Source organism: Lentzea sp. NPDC102401, assembly GCF_044765805.1.
Lineage (GTDB): Bacteria > Actinomycetota > Actinomycetes > Mycobacteriales > Pseudonocardiaceae > Lentzea > Lentzea sokolovensis.
In genome coordinates this window covers 102116-117042 of the sequence record NZ_JBIWKS010000018.1, presented here as the reverse complement: position 1 = coordinate 117042, position 14927 = coordinate 102116, and the positions used below count along the sequence as shown (strand labels likewise).

Sequence of the window (14927 nt, the reverse complement as noted above, 5' to 3'; positions counted from 1 at the left end):
GCTCACAGGATCCGGCCGCAATCTGGGTCGCATGACGGACAACCACGACCGCGGCCTCCAGTTCGACCTCGCCACGCTCTTCGGGCGCCGGCGGGCGTTGTCGCTGCTCGGCGGCGCAGGCCTCACGCTCGTGGCCTGCGCCCCGTCGACCACCACCGCGACCTCCACCACCACCGCCGGCTCGTCCACCACTGCGGACGGTTCGCCGCTGGAACCGATCCCCGAGGAGACAGCGGGCCCGTACCCCGGCGACGGTTCCAACGGCCCGAACGCGTTGACGCAGAGCGGAATCGTGCGGTCGGACATCCGGTCCAGCTTCGGTTCCTCGACCCGCACGGCCGAGGGCGTGCAGCTCACCATCGACCTGACGGTCCAGAACGACGAAGGCAAGCCGTTCGCGGGCGCCGCCGTCTACCTGTGGCACTGCGACATCAACGGCGACTACTCGATGTACTCGGACCGCGTGAAGAACGAGAACTTCCTGCGCGGCGTCCAGGAGGCCGACTCCAGCGGGAAGCTGAAGTTCGTCAGCGTCTTCCCCGGCGCGTACGCGGGGCGCTGGCCGCACATCCACTTCGAGGTCTACCCGAGCCTGGCCGAGGCGACCAAGGCCGGCAACAAGATCACGACCTCGCAGCTCGCGTTGCCCGAGACGACGTGCAAGGAGGTCTACGGCACGACCGGTTACACGCAGAGCGTGCAGAACATGGCGCGGACGTCCCTGAAGCAGGACATGGTGTTCCGCGACGGCGTCGACCACCAGATGGCGACCGTGTCGGGCGACGTCGCGTCCGGCTACACCGCCTCACTGACCTTCGCGGTGGAGGGCTAGCCACAGTTCCGCGCGCAGGCCGGGCGAGTCGAGCGAGCGGCCGAGAGCCTGCTCGGCCTTGCGCACCCGGTTGCGCAGCGTGTGCCGGTGCACGCCCATCTCCGTCGCCGCCGGGTCCCAGGCACCGTGGTGGGTCAGCCAGACCCGCAGCGTCTCGCGGGTCTCGGCGTCGAGCGGCCTGAGCAACGCGTCCGCGAACCCGTCCGGGACCTTCAGGCTGCCGGCGAGGTCCTCGAACGTCCGCACACCCGCTCGACGTGCCTGCTGGGCCTCGCGGTAGCCGCGCGCGACACCGCTCTGGTCCACTTCGGACGAAGCGACGCCGTCGAACTCGTCGGCGAGCACAACGATGTCACCGTCCACTGCGGCCCAGAACACGGTGTCGTCCGGTGGTTCGCCGGCGAGGAACACCCGGAACCGTGTGGGCAGTCCGTCGATCGGCAGCCCGGCCAGCAGCATCCGGAACTGGCCGGCGCGAAGCTCCCGCCTCGCCGCGTCGACGGAGTCGTGCTGGGCGAGCGCGAGGACGAGCAGCGACGCCGCCGTGTTGACGATGCCCGGATCCGGTCTGGCGGTGCCGACCGCCAGAACGCCTCGGGCGCGGCTGCCGAGGGCCTGGAGGAACACGTGCACGCCGTCGAGCTCGAACGCGGCGCTGGCCAGGCCACCCGCGGTCTTCAGTCGGGCGAGCTCGGCGGTCAGGTCCGGGACGAGACGAGGGTTGTGGGCGTGCACGGGCTCGCCGGCCGCGTCGAGGAGCACGACCCAGCCGTCGATCCACTGGCCGAGCCTGCGCACCACTCCCCCGACACCGGCCCGGACCGCGGCTCTGGTGAGCGCGCGCTGGGCCTCGCTGGTGCGGCTCAGGGCGGCGTACTCGTCGGCGGCGAGCGCTTTCGACACCGCCTTGCTGATGGCGATGAACGGCACCTCGCGCGGCACCTCGACCAGGCCCAGGGCCGCCTTCGCCGCAGCCTCCACCAGCGAGGACGGCACGACGTCGTGGCTCAGCCCGGTGCCGAAACCGAGCCCGACGACCCCCGCGCGCACCAGCCGTTCGACGTAGCCGTCCCGCAGCGCGTGGAGACCCGTCGTCAGCAGCAGCTCGCCGCCCTCCAGGAACGGCGTCGGATCCTCCAGTTCCGTCCCGTGCACCCACCCGACCGGCCTTGACACGTCCCCGGCCAGCACCGGCAACGCCAGCTTCCCCGCCAGTTCCCGCAGCGTGATGGGCATGTGCCACTTTGTACATCCCGACCCCCACAGATGGCCATTTCAGGCACTGCGCAGCGCGCTGACCAGGGCCATGCTGGGGAACATGACCCGACTGCTGCCCAAGAACCGGCTGGTCACCGCGATCCCCGGTCCCCAATCGCTGGAGCTCCAGGCGCGGCGCAAGGACGCCGTCGCCGCCGGCGTGGGCTCGACGCTGCCCGTCTACATCGACTCCGCGGACGACGGCCTGCTGATCGACGTCGACGGCAATCAGCTCATCGACCTCGGCTCCGGCATCGCCGTCACGAACGTGGGCAACCCCGCGCCCGCCGTCGCCGAGGCGGTGCACGCGCAGATCGACAGGTTCAGCCACACCTGCTTCATGATCACGCCGTACAAGAGCTACCTCGACGTCTGCGAGGCGCTCAACGAGCTCACGCCCGGCGACCACGAGAAGCGGTCGGTGCTGTTCAACTCCGGCGCCGAGGCCGTCGAGAACGCGGTCAAGATCGCTCGGCACGTCACCGGCAGGCAGGCCGTCGTGGTGTTCGACCACGGCTACCACGGCCGCACGAACCTCACGATGGCGTTGACCGCCAAGAACATGCCGTACAAGCACCGGTTCGGCCCGTTCGCGCCCGAGGTCTACCGCGTGTCGGCGTCCTACCCGCTGCACGACGGCCTGACCGGCCCCGAAGCGGCGCAGAAGGCCATCGCCGCGATCGAGAAGCAGGTCGGCGCGGACAACACCGCCGCCGTCGTGATCGAGCCGATCCAGGGCGAGGGCGGGTTCATCGCCCCCGCTGAAGGTTTCCTGCCCGCGATCGCCGAATGGTGCCGTGAGCGCGGCGTCCTGTTCGTGGCCGACGAGATCCAGACGGGCTTCTGCCGCACCGGTTCGTGGTTCGCGCTCGACCACGAGGGTGTCGTGCCGGACCTGATCACCACGGCCAAGGGCATCGCGGGCGGCCTGCCGCTCGCCGCCGTCACGGGTCGCGCCGAGATCATGGACGCCGTGCACGTCGGCGGCCTCGGCGGCACCTACGGCGGCAACCCGGTGGCGTGTGCGGCGGCTCTGGGCGCCATCCGCACGATGCGCGAGCGCGACCTGAACGCCGCCGCCCGCCGCATCGAGGAGACCGTGCTGACCAGGCTCAGGGCGATCGCGGAGAAGACCGACATCATCGCGGACATCCGCGGCCGTGGCGCGATGCTCGCCGTCGAGTTCACCGAACGCACGCCCGACGTCGCTGCTCGCGTCGCCAAGGCGTGCCACGAACAGGGTGTCGTCGTGCTGACGTGCGGCACTTACGGCAACGTGATCCGCCTGCTGCCCCCGCTGGTCATTCCGGACGACCTGCTCGCCGAAGGACTCGACGTGCTCGAAGGAGCCCTGCTCGCATGATCGAATTTCACACTTCCGAAGACGTCGAGAACGCGGTCGCCAAGGCCGCCGCCGCCGCCCCCGAACTGGCCGCGCTGGCCGCGCACCGCCGTGCGGCCGCGCTGGACCACGTGTCGCGGCGGCTGGCCGAACGCGCCGAGGAGTTCGCGCAGGCCATCAACGACGACTCCGGCAAGCCGCTGAAGTGGGCCCGCGTCGAGGTGACCCGCGCGACCTCCACGTTCCGCTGGGCTTCCGAGGAGGCCCGCCGGTTCTCCGGTGAGCTGCAGCGCCTCGACACCGACCCGTCCGCCGAGGGCCGCCTCGCGCTGGTCCGCCGGGTGCCGCGCGGTCCGGTGCTGGGCATCGCGCCGTTCAACTTCCCGCTGAACCTGGTGGCGCACAAGGTCGCCCCCGCCATCGCGGTGGGCGCGCCGATCGTGCTGAAGCCGGCACCCGCCACCCCGAAGGTCGCGTTCCTGCTCGGCGAGCTGCTGGCCGAGACCGACCTGCCCGAGGGCGCCTTCTCGATCCTGCACCTGTCCAATGAGGACACCGCCGCGCTGGTCGAGGACCCGCGCCTGCCGGTCGTCTCGTTCACCGGTTCCGGCCCGGTCGGCTGGGGCATCAAGGACCGCGTGCCGCGCAAGCACGTGACGCTGGAGCTCGGCGGCAACGCGGCCGCGATCGTCGCGCCGGACTGGCGGGACGTCGAGTTCGCGGCGCAGCGCATCGCCACGTTCGCGATGTACCAGGCGGGCCAGTCGTGCATCTCGGTGCAGCGCGTCTACGTGCACACCGACGTGTACGACGCGGTCTCGGAAGCCGTTGTGCAGCACGTGAACAAGCTCGACGTGGCAGGCGACGTCGGCCCGTTGATCAACGACGCCGCCGCGGACCGAGTCGAGTCGTGGGTCCGGGAAGCCGGTGCCACGGTCCTGACCGGCGGCACTCGGGACGGCCGCACCTACGCGCCGACCGTGCTGACGGACGTGCCGGAGGACTCGAAGGTCAACGCCGAGGAGGTGTTCGGCCCGGTCGTGACGCTGACGCGGGTGGACAGCGTCGAGGAGGCGTTCGACCGCGTCAACAGTTCCCGGTACGGCCTGCAGGCGGGCCTGTTCACCACGGACGTGCGGCTCGCTTTCCGTGCCGCGCAACGGCTCCAGGTCGGTGGCGTGATCGTGGGCGACGTGCCGAGCTACCGCGCGGACCAGATGCCGTACGGCGGCGTGAAGGAGTCCGGCATCGGCCGCGAGGGTCTGCGCGCGGCCATGGACGACCTCACCGAACAGCGCGTGCTGGTCCTGACCGGTCTGGAGCTGTGACCGGCGATGATCGGTCGCTCTTGACCTTGACTGCGATGATTTGCGCGTGGCCGTCACGATCAGGGATGTCGCTCGCCAGGCTCAGGTCTCCGTCTCGACCGTCTCGCGTGCGCTGAGCGCGCCGGGCCTGGTCAAGGACGCGACCCGGCAACGGGTTCTGGACGTCGTCGCCGGGCTCGGCTACCAGCCGAACCGGGCGGCGAGGAGTCTGATCACCGGCCGCACCGGCAACCTCGCCGTGGTGGTGCCCGACCTCCTCAACCCGTTCTTCCCGTCCGTCCTGCGGGGCGTGCAGACGAAGGCGGGCGAGGCGGGCACCTCGGTGTTCTTCTGCGACAGCAGGGAGGACCCCGAGACCGAGGCCGAACTGGTCCGCACGATGGCGTCACAGGTGGACGGCGTGGTGCTGTGCGCGTCACTGCTGTCCGACGAGACGATCATCGACCTGGCCGCGGTGACACCGCTGGTTCTGATCAACCGCATCGTGCCGGGCGTCTCGTCCGTCCTGATGGACAGCGCCGACGGCATGGAGCAGGTGGTCGCGCACCTGGAGTCGCTGGGTCACAGTGACTACGTCTACCTGGGCGGCCCCGCGGCGGCGTGGTCGAACAACCGCAGGATGCAGGGCTTGGGCGGCCGGGCACAGTTGCTCGGCTCGTTCGACCCGAACTTCGACGGGGGCTACGCGGCCGCCGAGCAGGCGCTCAGGACCGGCGCGACGGCGTTCATCGCCTACAACGACCTGATCGCGCTGGGCGCGCTCGCCTACCTCGCGGAGCACGGCGTCAAGGTGCCGGAGCAGATCAGCGTGACCGGCTTCGACGACATCCTGTACGCCACGATGTGCTCCCCAGCGCTGACGACCGTCCACATGCCGACCGAGGCCGCGGGCGAGGTCGCCGTGGACCTCCTCGCCACCCTGCTGGACGGCGGACAGCCCGAGCACCGGGAACTTCCGACGACGCTGGTGATCCGCGCGAGCACGGCCAGAGCACATTCCCGGTCCTGACCGAACAACGGCCCACTAACCACTCAGGCCGTGAGGGAGTCGCTTCGGGGTGACTCCCTCACGCGGCCGGCGGAGTGAGTTCTAGTCGTACCCGCGAACGTGGCCATCCTCGTCGGCGAGAATTTCGTAGCCATCCATGTCCAGCTCCTCACGTTGGTGTTCGACATCACAAACCGTAGAGCCTCAGCCGCGTCCTGTGGAGTGAATTTGCATCGCAACCGGGGTAGTCGGCGGTAACGCAAGGGGGTCGTAGGGGTATCCCCCGACATCTGGTCCACCCGTGACCCGCATCACACACCAAGGCTACAGCACGACTACACAACGCGTATCAAGACGACGGATTCGCCCCGGACTATTGCCTTCCATACACCGTTTGGGGGACAAACCAGTCATGCGATCGATGCTCACCGTAATCGCCGTGGCGGCAGCCCTGGTCCTGCCGACCACCCCGTCGGTGGCCGCCGACCCCGTTTCCACGGCGGTGGAACTCATGAACTTCTACCGCGCAAAGCACGGCGTGCCGCCTTTCTCCCTCGATTCCGAAGTGTCAAGAACGGCGCAAGAATGGGCCGATCACCTGCACGCGGCAAACAGTTTCGAACACCGCCCGGACAACGTCTACGGCGAGAACCTGTACGAGACCGGTGGCCGCAGGGCAATCGATTCAGTGATCGTGAAAGCCCTGGAAGACTGGTATGCCGAATCGCGCCGCTACGACTACGACAAAGAGATGACGCAGTCGAACGTCGACTACGGCGTCCTGCACTTCACCGCGATGGTCTGGAAGGCGTCAGACCGCGTGGGCGTGGGCCTGGCGCAGGGCCGCAACGGCACCTACGTGGTCGTGAACTTCGCCGAGCGCGGCAACACCCTCAACCACTTCACGGCGAACGTCCTCCCGCCCGTCAGCGCAGCCCGGCTGTCTCCGTGACGGCCCGCAACGCCGCCACCACGGCCGAGAACGGCGGCAGGAACGGCCGGGACGCCGGCACGTCGCCCAGCCACCGGACCCCGCCCCCGTCGATCCGCGAGGGCGGCAACGGCACCAGGGTCCCCAGCCGGTGGGTCAACGCCCCACGAGCCCGCAACCGGATCAAGTTCACCTGCGAAGCCTCATCAGCGGACTCGGTGAGGATGAGCCACCGCCCGGCAGCCGCGGACGCGGACGGCAACACCACCACCGGCCCGCCGAGCATCCGCACGGACAGGTAGTGCTGCACCTCCCCGCCGATCCCGGCCGCCATCTCCACGGCGGACACGGTGTGGTCGGTGGTCAGCAGCAACCGGTTCTCCGACCGCAGCACGAGCCACCCCCAGCTCGAGTAACGCTCCAGCGCGCCGGAGAACGTGTCGAGCTGCGGCAGAACTCCGGACGGCAGTACTCCCTTAGGCGAGTTCATCGATCTCACCCTCACTCTGTTTCAGTACGGTGTAACTCCGATCACACGATTTGACTCTCCGCCGCCATGAACTCACTATCGGGCCGCCATCGGCACACTCGAACGGGGCTGGAGAGCGTGACTCACCTGCGGGAACGGCATGTCACCATGATCGCGCTGGGTGGCGTGATCGGAGCGGGTCTGTTCGTCGGGACGGGCGCGGGCATCGCGCTGGCCGGACCGGCCGTGCTCATCTCATTCGGCCTTGCCGGAATTCTGGCTTTGCTCGTCCTGCGCATGCTCGGGGAAATGGCCGCCGAGCACCCGAGTGGCGGCGCGTTCTCGGTGCACGCGGAGAAGGCGATCGGTCCGTGGGCCGGGTTCACGGTCGGCTGGACGTACTGGGCGGCGGTCGGCGTCGTGCTCGCGGTGGAGGCGACCGGCGCGGCCAAGATCGCGTCGGGCTGGGTGCCCGCGGTGCCGCAGTGGGCCTGGGTGCTGATCTTCATGGCCGCGCTCACCGCCGTGAACCTCGCCGGTGTCCGCAACTTCGGCGAGTTCGAGTTCTGGTTCGCGGGCCTCAAGGTCGCCGCGATCGTGCTGTTCCTCCTGCTGGGGGCGGCTGCCATCTTCGGGCTGCTGCCGAACGTCGACTCCCCCGGCACGCAGAACCTCCACGACTTCCTGCCCCACGGCTGGGGCGGCGTCATCGCCGGGTTCATGGCGGTGGTGTTCGCGTTCGGCGGCCTGGAGGTCGTCACGATCGCCGCGGCCGACGCGGCGGACCCGAAGCACGCCGTCAAGAAGGCCGTCCGGACGTCGATGACCCGGCTGCTCGTCTTCTACCTCGGCTCGATGGCCGTGGTCGTGACCCTCCTGCCCTGGAACGACTCCGAGGTCGGCGCCAGCCCGTACGTGGCGGTGCTCAACCGGATCGGCATCCCCGCGGCAGGGCAGATCATGAACGTCGTCATCTTCGTGGCACTGCTGAGCGCCATCAACGCCACGCTCTACGGCGCCGCCCGCATGCTCAGTTCGCTCGCCGAACGCGGTGAGGCGCCGAAAGCCCTGCTGGCCAAGCAGAACGGCGTCCCGCGCAACGCGGTGCTCGCCTCCACCGCGTTCGGTTTCTTCTCCGTGCTCCTCAACTACCTGTGGCCGGACACGGTGTTCCTGCTGCTGCTCAACGCGGTGGGCTCGGCACTGCTGGTCGTCTGGGCGTTCGTCGCGATCTCCCAGATCCGGCTGCGCCGCACGTACGAGAACCCGGCGGTCCCCATGTGGGGTTACCCGTACCTGTCCTGGCTGGCACTCGCGACGATCGCCGGCATCATCGTGCTGATGCTCAGCGACGAGCAGGCCCGCGGCCAGATCCTGTCCACGGGAGTGCTCGTCGCCGTCATCGCGGCCGTCGCGCTCAGCAGGTCAGCCTTGCGGCAGCGAAGTCTCCTCGATCGAACCTGACGCCGTCACCGCCGTCGCCGACCACCAGCCGCAGGAACTTGGCACCCTTCAGGGAACCCGCCAGCGACACCGCGTCGTCGCGCCACGTCCGAAGCCCGCTGTCGGCGACCTTCGTGCCGTCCGCCCAGACCTCGAAGACCGCCGACCCGAGCTGGTTCACGTCCCGCTCGTCGTCGATGCCGACATCAGACGAGAACGACGTGCAACGCCCGCCCAAGTACAGGATCAACTCGGCTTGAGCGTGCGCGCCGAGCCCCTTCGCGTACGTCCTCCCGTTGATGGTCAACGTCTTGCCGTCACCACCGACGTAGCCGCCGTTGGACCGGTCCCGCTCGACCGGCCCGTACCCGCTGCGCTCGGTGGTGAACCCGACGTCGCTGGCCCACACCTCCCCTGACGGCCCGGCACCGGGCACGAGCACCCCGGACTCCGCGGGCCGCGACAACCTGCCGTGCCCGACCCAGGTGGCGCCCAACGAGCCACGCACCACATGCGTCCCAGCCAAGACCCCGGCAGGAGGTGTGACCCGCCACCTGCTCTGCACCGACTGCGAGGTCAGCAATACCGCGGCCCGTTCGGACGAGAGCTTCTCGACCTTCCAGTCAGCAGGCGCCACCAAGGAGGTCGAAGCGTTCAGCAGCGGAACCGGTGCCTGGTTGGTCGCCGTCACGGAAGCCACGAACGGCTCCCCGGCCGGCGTGATCGTGCCGGGAATGCCGGGAACCGTGGCCTCGACGTCCAGCGACGTGTCGATCGCGGGCTCGTGCCGGTACCAGTCCTGCGACGCCTTCACCCGGAAGATCGCGGTGCCGTGCGGAGGCAACGAGGCCGAGATCTGCCCGGCGGACTGGAAGTTCCTGCCCTGCCACAGATCCCGCACGGTGTACCCGACGCTCGCGGGCAACCCCGCCGCACGCGCCGAAGTCGAGATCGTCGCGTTCACCTCGGACTCGTTGAACAGCGCCACCGCCCTGTCCCCGTTGGCCAGGGGCTTCACGAACACCCAGTGCCCGTCCTTCTGCCCGATCACCTTTCCCTGCACGCCCAGCCGGTCCTGGTTGACCGCGATGATCTCCTCGTTGCGCAGGATGTCGAAGTGCTCGGCCGAGATCTTGCGCAGGTCCGCGCCGATCAACAGCGGCGCCGCCATGATCGACCACAGCGCGAAGTGGCTCTGGTACTCGACGGTGGTCTGCCGGCCGTTGCCGACCTCCAGCATGTCCGGGTCGTTCCAGTGCCCCGGCCCGGCATAGGCGTCCAGAGGCGCGTTGAGCTTGAGGATCTCCACGGTCTTGGACCACGTGTCGTTGATGTCACCGGTGGTGCGCCACAGGTGCCCGACGTCCTTGCCCCACTCCCACGGCTTGTTCTGGCCCCACTCGCAGATCGAGTAGACGATCGGGCGGCCGGTCTTCCTCAGCGCGTCCCGCATCTTCGTGTAGCGCTCCAGGGCAGGACGGCCCTCGTTGTTGCAGTTGTCGTACTTCAGGTAGTCGACACCCCAGTCCGCGAACGTTTGCGCGTCGATCTCCTCGTGGTCCAGCGCACCGGGCATGGTCTTGGCGCAGGTCTGAACACCAGCGCTGGTGTAGATGCCGAACTTGAGGCCGCGCGCGTGGATGTAGTCCGCCAACGCCTTCATGCCGCTGGGAAAGCGAACGGGATGGTGGCGCAACCGGCCGGTCGCCGGGTCGCGGGTGGCGTCGGCCCAGCAGTCGTCGACGTTGACGTACTGGTAGCCGGCGTCCTTGAGCCCCTTCGTCACGAAGATGTCCGCCATGTCGCGGATCATCTGCTCGTTGATGTCGCAGCCGGTGGTGTTCCAGTTGTTGAACCCCATCGGCGGCGTCAGCGCCAATGTCGGATCCACGGCCGACGCGGGTGGTGCGGGGACGACCACGGACGCTGCGACCAGCGCCAGCGCGGTGAGCAATGATCTCACTTCGGCTTCTCCAAGGTGATCGCGAAGACGTGCAGGCGTGGCCCGCTCGTCCTGGGCAGGGTGACGGCGGAGAGCTCTCGGGCGGCGTCCAGTTCGACGGACTGGTGGAAGATCGACACCTGTCTGGTCACCGGACCGGACGGCGTGTGCATCAGCGTCGTCGCAACGGGTTCCGACTCGCCGAACTGCGGTCGCTGCTGCCAGGCCGTCACACGGAACCGAGTGGGAACGGCGCCGTCGGCGTACACCACCGCGCCGTCCGCCTCGACGTTGCCGGTGTCGGCGGCCGCGAGCAGGTGCAGCTTCCCGTACCTCCCCGCGGGAACGGCGAGCGTCTGTCCATTGGCGACGGTGTTGTTCCTGCTGGCCTCGTCGCCGTTGTGGAACTCGAACAGGACGCCGTCGTCGGTGACGGACCCGGTCTGCGGCAGCTGCGCGGCCGGATAGGTGTCACCCAGCCCGTCGAAGTCCCCGTCACGACTGGTGAACTCGTTGGACAGCCCGTCGTTGTCGAACGACGCGCTGATGTCCACCGGCACCGCGCTGCCACCGGGCGGCAACGCGGGCAGCCCCCAGCGCCTGCCCGGCGACGTGATCCGCACCGGCGCGATGGTGAAGTCGCGCTCCCCCTTCGCGTGGATCAGAGCTTCCTGGCCCCTCTGCAACCCCAGCTCGACCACGCCGTCCCGGACGCTCCACCGCGAGCAGCCGCGCACGATCAGCGGCCCGTCGATGCCCGTGCGCACCCGGCACGGCTGGCCGGCCTCACTGAGCACCCGCACGAACCGGGTCCTGCCGCCCCTCCGCACCGCACTGACCAGGAACGCGCCCTCGGTGCGGGTGTCGTGGATCGTGACGTCCCGCCAGCCGGACGGCACGGCGGGGAAGATCCGGATCAGCCCGCCCCAGCTCTGGACCAGCATGTCCTGCAACGACTTCGCGGCGCTCAGTGGCGTCTCGATCACCGGTCCCGCCTCGAAGTACGTCGTGTTGGGCTGCGCGAACCTGGCCACGAACTCGCGCAGGTAGCCCAGTGCGTCGTCTCCCCTGGTCATCTGGGCGGCGATCGACGCGGCGCCGGTGAAGGTGAAGCCCCGCAACGACCCCTCGAAGCTCAGCCAGTGCTTCAGCGAGCGGTCGATGAGGTCGCGGCGTTCCGGCTGCTCCCAGGTGACCTCGTGCAGCGGGTAGACGGCCAGCAGGTGCGAGTAGTGCCGGTGCGACTTCGCGAACGGCACCCCGGCGCCGATCATGAACCCGCCCGCGTCCACCGGGTACTCGACGAGCTGGTCCAGCACCTCCTGCCAGCGCGCGGCCAGCGGGTCCTCGATCTTGAGCGTCTTCGCGGACTCGATGAGCGTGCGGCACGACCAGCGCAGCAACGCGAGGTCGTAGTTGCAGTCCGGCGCGACGCCGTACTCGGGTGAGTAGGTGGGCAGCAGGTGCAGCCTGCCGTCGTCGCCCTTGCGCAGGAAGTGCAGGTAGTAGTTCGTGGATCGGCGCAGCACCGGGAAAACGGTGTCGCGCAGGATCCGTTCGTCCATGCTGTGGCGGTAGTGCAGCCACGCGTTGTGCAGCAGCCACGGCAGGTTCCCGATCTCCGGGTCCGGCGAGGGGTGCAGCGGCGAGCCGACGAACCCCGCGTCCTGAAACGTCGGGTCGGTGCTGCGTCGCAACCCCATCGAGTCCGCCCGGAACTCGGGCCGCAGCGCGTCCACGAGGATCTGCTGGTGCTGCGAGATCGTGCGCGGGATCGGGTCGAGTTCGAGGTGGTTCGACGCGAGCACCGGCCAGTATTCGAGCTGTGCGTTGAGGTTGAACCACACCGACGGCCACGGCGTCGGCTCCAGCCACGGCCCGGTCGTCGGCATGATCGGCGCTTCCCTGCGCGCGCCCGACGCGAGCTTGTACAGCTGGATCCAGTAGAAGCTCTGCATCAACGCGTCCGGCACTGACACGAAACTCTTGCGGTAGAAGCGATGCCACCACCTTTGGTGCTGTTGGCGCAGCACTTCCGGTGCCAGCGCGGTGGTGATCGCGGTCCTGACCGCGGCTTCCGCGGTCCTGTCCGGGAACGAATGTTCCACGGACAGAAGGAGATCCGTACGGCCGTACCGCTCACGCGTCCGATATGCCGTGGCGGTCTGACCGCCCGCGACCATCTCCTGGGTGACGAGCGTCAGCCCGTTCACGGTGCGGCTGACCGGTTTGGGATTCAGCGGGAACGTCGCAGGCGGTGGTTCGCGGATCGTGCGCGGGCTCAACGCGTCAAGAGCCTGGAACTCCAGCTTGACCGCCCGTTCACCGCTCGTGGGACGAACTTCCAGGTGCAGCAACGACTTCTCGGCGTGCACGAACAGCCTGATCGCCAGCTCACCGCGGTCAGTGACGATCTTGCCGCGCAGTTCGGCGTTCCACAGGTCGAGCCGCAGGTCGACCCCGGTGATCTGGCCGACCGGTGTCAGCAGCAGGCGTCCGACCGGCAGCCGCGCCACGCCCCACTCGTTGCCGAACTGCGGCCGGTGGTCCTGCACCTTCGCGTGGTCGACGGTGAACCGGACGGCGTTCGCGCCCGGCTCGCGGTAGACCGCGGTAGCGAGAAACCCGTTGCCCAGAAACGGTCCCTCGTACCAGGCACGCGGAATCCGTTGCCACACCAGGTCCTGCTCGCCGAGGAACCTCTCCCAGTCGATCCTCGTCGTGCACCCGGAAGTCTCCGCTTCCGCTCCGGCGGGCAACGCCGTGAGCGCCGCTCCCGCCACCACCCCGCCCATGAGCCCGCGCCGCGACAGCTCCACTCCAGCACCCTTCAGGTCCGTTGGCGGCGGCGCCCAAAGATCGGATGTGTACGTCCGACGGCAGCCTAGGTGCGCCAAAGAAGACGGTCAAGACCGATCAAGCCTCGGATGTAAGCGTTTACCAGAAGTACGCTGGGTCGGCCGCGGACCCTTGGAGGATGCTCATGATCGCGCGTTCCTACCCGTTCGGACCGGTGGACGGGCTCGACCTGCACCCCACCTACACCAGGCTGCGTGACGAAGAGCCGCTCGCCCGCGTCAAGCTCCCCCACGGGGAAGAAGGCTGGCTGCTCACGAGATACGACGACGTCCGATTAGCCCTCAGCGACCCGAGGTTCAGCCTGGCGCAGGCGGCCGTGCGGGACACGCCCCGGATGGGCCCGACGCGCATCGGCGCGATCCTGACCGACCTCGACCCGCCGGACCACACCCGGTTGCGCCGCCTGCTGGCCCACGCGTTCACCGTGCGCCGCGTCGAACAGCTGCGCGCCACCGCGCAACGCGTGGCCGGCGACCTGCTGGACGAGATGGAGAAGGCGGGTCCACCCGCCGATCTCCTGACCGCGTTCGCGATTCCGTTGCCAGGACTGATGGTCTGCGACCTGCTCGGCGTGCCGTACGCCGACCGCGACCACTTCCAGTCGCTCGCGGAGGCGTTCATGTCGATCACGGCGATGACCGACGAGGAGAAGCTGTCGAAGCTCGGTGAACTGGCGGGCTACCTCGCGGGCCTCGCCGACCAGCGCCGCGCGCACCAGGAGGACGACCTGATCAGCGCGCTGGTGGTGGCGCAGGAGGAAGGCGACCGGCTCACCGCGGAAGAACTGGTGCAGATCACGGTGTTGCTGCTCGGCGCGGGCTACGACTCGACCGCGAGCCACATCGCCAACTCGGTGCACACCCTGCTCACGCACCCGGACCAGGCCGACCTGCTGCGCGCCGACCCGGAACTGATGCCCGGCGCCGTCGAGGAGCTGCTGCGGTGGATCCCGGGGCAGGAGATCGCCGACATCCTGCCCCGGTACGCGCTGGAGGACGTCGAACTGAGCGGCGGCACGGTGCGCGCGGGCGAACCCGTGCTGCTCGCGAAGCACGCGGCCAACCGCGACCCGCGCCAGTTCCCCGACCCCGACCGGTTCGACGTGACGCGCAACGCCAAGGGGCACCTCGCGTTCGGGCACGGACCGCACCACTGCATCGGCGCGCAACTGGCGCGGATGGACGTGCAGGTCGCGCTGACAGCGCTGCTCGAACGGTTCCCGGACCTGCGCCTGGCCGGTGACGTGACCTGGCGGACCGGCATGGCCATGCGAGGTCCGCTGGCCATGCCGGTCACGTGGTGAACGATCAGCCGGTGACGTTCTTCAGCCGGTAGGGCTTGTACTTGGTGTTCTTCAGTCCGAACGTCGGCGGGCGGTGGTCGTGTTCGACCCGTCCTTGGGATTCGCGTTACCCACGGTCGCGGCTTGCCGTTGTTCGCGGTCAGCCACACCGTCGCCCGCTTCAGCACGTCACCCCTGCTGATCTGCGCTTCCGGTGCCGCGGACGCCGCCGGTGGCTCCACCGGAGCATGGGT

The 14927-nt window shown here is 69.0% G+C and carries 11 protein-coding genes; 7 read left to right on the top strand and 4 right to left on the bottom strand.

Annotation, left to right across the window (positions count from 1 at the left end; all coding sequences use genetic code 11):
• Positions 1–31 precede the first annotated feature (31 nt).
• On the top strand, positions 32–832 hold the full coding sequence (locus ACIRG5_RS42905; protein WP_402916260.1) for an intradiol ring-cleavage dioxygenase: 801 nt from the start codon (positions 32–34) through the stop codon (positions 830–832).
• On the opposite strand, the gene ACIRG5_RS42900 is transcribed toward ACIRG5_RS42905, so the two are convergent.
• On the bottom strand, positions 806–2068 hold the full coding sequence (locus ACIRG5_RS42900) for a PucR family transcriptional regulator (RefSeq protein ID WP_402916258.1): 1263 nt from the start codon (positions 2066–2068) through the stop codon (positions 806–808). The two genes, ACIRG5_RS42905 and ACIRG5_RS42900, sit on opposite strands and share 27 nt — an antisense overlap.
• 82 nt (positions 2069–2150) lie before the next feature.
• On the opposite strand from ACIRG5_RS42900, the gene gabT reads away from it, so the two are divergent.
• The 4 genes from gabT to ACIRG5_RS42880 all read left to right on the top strand — a co-directional run bounded on the left by gabT (position 2151) and on the right by ACIRG5_RS42880 (position 6699).
• Positions 2151–3452: a 4-aminobutyrate--2-oxoglutarate transaminase gene (gene gabT, locus ACIRG5_RS42895; RefSeq protein ID WP_402916256.1), complete on the top strand. Its 1302-nt coding sequence runs from the start codon at positions 2151–2153 to the stop codon at positions 3450–3452.
• Positions 3347–4759 carry an aldehyde dehydrogenase family protein gene (locus ACIRG5_RS42890; RefSeq protein WP_402916254.1) on the top strand — a complete coding sequence of 471 codons (1413 nt, stop codon included), beginning with the start codon at positions 3347–3349 and terminating at the stop codon, positions 4757–4759. The genes gabT and ACIRG5_RS42890 overlap by 106 nt, the downstream gene beginning before the upstream one ends.
• A gap of 46 nt (positions 4760–4805) precedes the next feature.
• Positions 4806–5768: a LacI family DNA-binding transcriptional regulator gene (locus ACIRG5_RS42885; RefSeq protein ID WP_402916252.1), complete on the top strand. Its 963-nt coding sequence runs from the start codon at positions 4806–4808 to the stop codon at positions 5766–5768.
• A gap of 391 nt (positions 5769–6159) precedes the next feature.
• The gene (locus ACIRG5_RS42880; RefSeq protein ID WP_402916250.1) at positions 6160–6699 is read left to right on the top strand and encodes a CAP family protein; all 540 of its coding nucleotides are present in this window, start codon (positions 6160–6162) and stop codon (positions 6697–6699) included.
• Here the strand turns inward: ACIRG5_RS42880 and ACIRG5_RS42875 are convergent.
• Positions 6674–7168: a hypothetical protein gene (locus ACIRG5_RS42875; protein ID WP_402916248.1), complete on the bottom strand. Its 495-nt coding sequence runs from the start codon at positions 7166–7168 to the stop codon at positions 6674–6676. The genes ACIRG5_RS42880 and ACIRG5_RS42875 overlap by 26 nt on opposite strands.
• A 117-nt stretch (positions 7169–7285) precedes the next feature.
• On the opposite strand from ACIRG5_RS42875, the gene ACIRG5_RS42870 reads away from it, so the two are divergent.
• Positions 7286–8611 (top strand): amino acid permease, encoded by a 1326-nt coding sequence (locus tag ACIRG5_RS42870; RefSeq protein ID WP_402916246.1) that lies wholly within the window; start codon positions 7286–7288, stop codon positions 8609–8611.
• On the opposite strand, the gene ACIRG5_RS42865 is transcribed toward ACIRG5_RS42870, so the two are convergent.
• Complete coding sequence (locus tag ACIRG5_RS42865; RefSeq protein ID WP_402916244.1) at positions 8565–10553, bottom strand: NPCBM/NEW2 domain-containing protein; 1989 nt, start codon at positions 10551–10553, stop codon at positions 8565–8567. The genes ACIRG5_RS42870 and ACIRG5_RS42865 overlap by 47 nt on opposite strands.
• Entirely contained in the window at positions 10550–13351 is a 2802-nt protein-coding gene (locus ACIRG5_RS42860; protein ID WP_402916242.1) for a glycosyl hydrolase family 95 catalytic domain-containing protein, read from the bottom strand. Before ACIRG5_RS42860 ends, ACIRG5_RS42865 begins: the two co-directional genes overlap by 4 nt.
• 164 nt (positions 13352–13515) lie before the next feature.
• On the opposite strand from ACIRG5_RS42860, the gene ACIRG5_RS42855 reads away from it, so the two are divergent.
• Complete coding sequence (locus tag ACIRG5_RS42855) at positions 13516–14694, top strand: cytochrome P450 (protein WP_402916240.1); 1179 nt, start codon at positions 13516–13518, stop codon at positions 14692–14694.
• Positions 14695–14927: the final 233 nt, after the last annotated feature.

What these genes read in the sequence shown, in the direction of transcription:
- ACIRG5_RS42905 (WP_402916260.1), top strand. Translation starts at nt 32, where the DNA reads ATGACGGACAACCACGACCGCGGCCTCCAGTTCGACCTCGCCACGCTC.
- ACIRG5_RS42900 (WP_402916258.1), bottom strand. Translation starts at nt 2,068, where the DNA reads ATGCCCATCACGCTGCGGGAACTGGCGGGGAAGCTGGCGTTGCCGGTG.
- gabT (WP_402916256.1), top strand. Translation starts at nt 2,151, where the DNA reads ATGACCCGACTGCTGCCCAAGAACCGGCTGGTCACCGCGATCCCCGGT.
- ACIRG5_RS42880 (WP_402916250.1), top strand. Translation starts at nt 6,160, where the DNA reads ATGCGATCGATGCTCACCGTAATCGCCGTGGCGGCAGCCCTGGTCCTG.
- ACIRG5_RS42875 (WP_402916248.1), bottom strand. Translation starts at nt 7,168, where the DNA reads ATGAACTCGCCTAAGGGAGTACTGCCGTCCGGAGTTCTGCCGCAGCTC.
- ACIRG5_RS42855 (WP_402916240.1), top strand. Translation starts at nt 13,516, where the DNA reads ATGATCGCGCGTTCCTACCCGTTCGGACCGGTGGACGGGCTCGACCTG.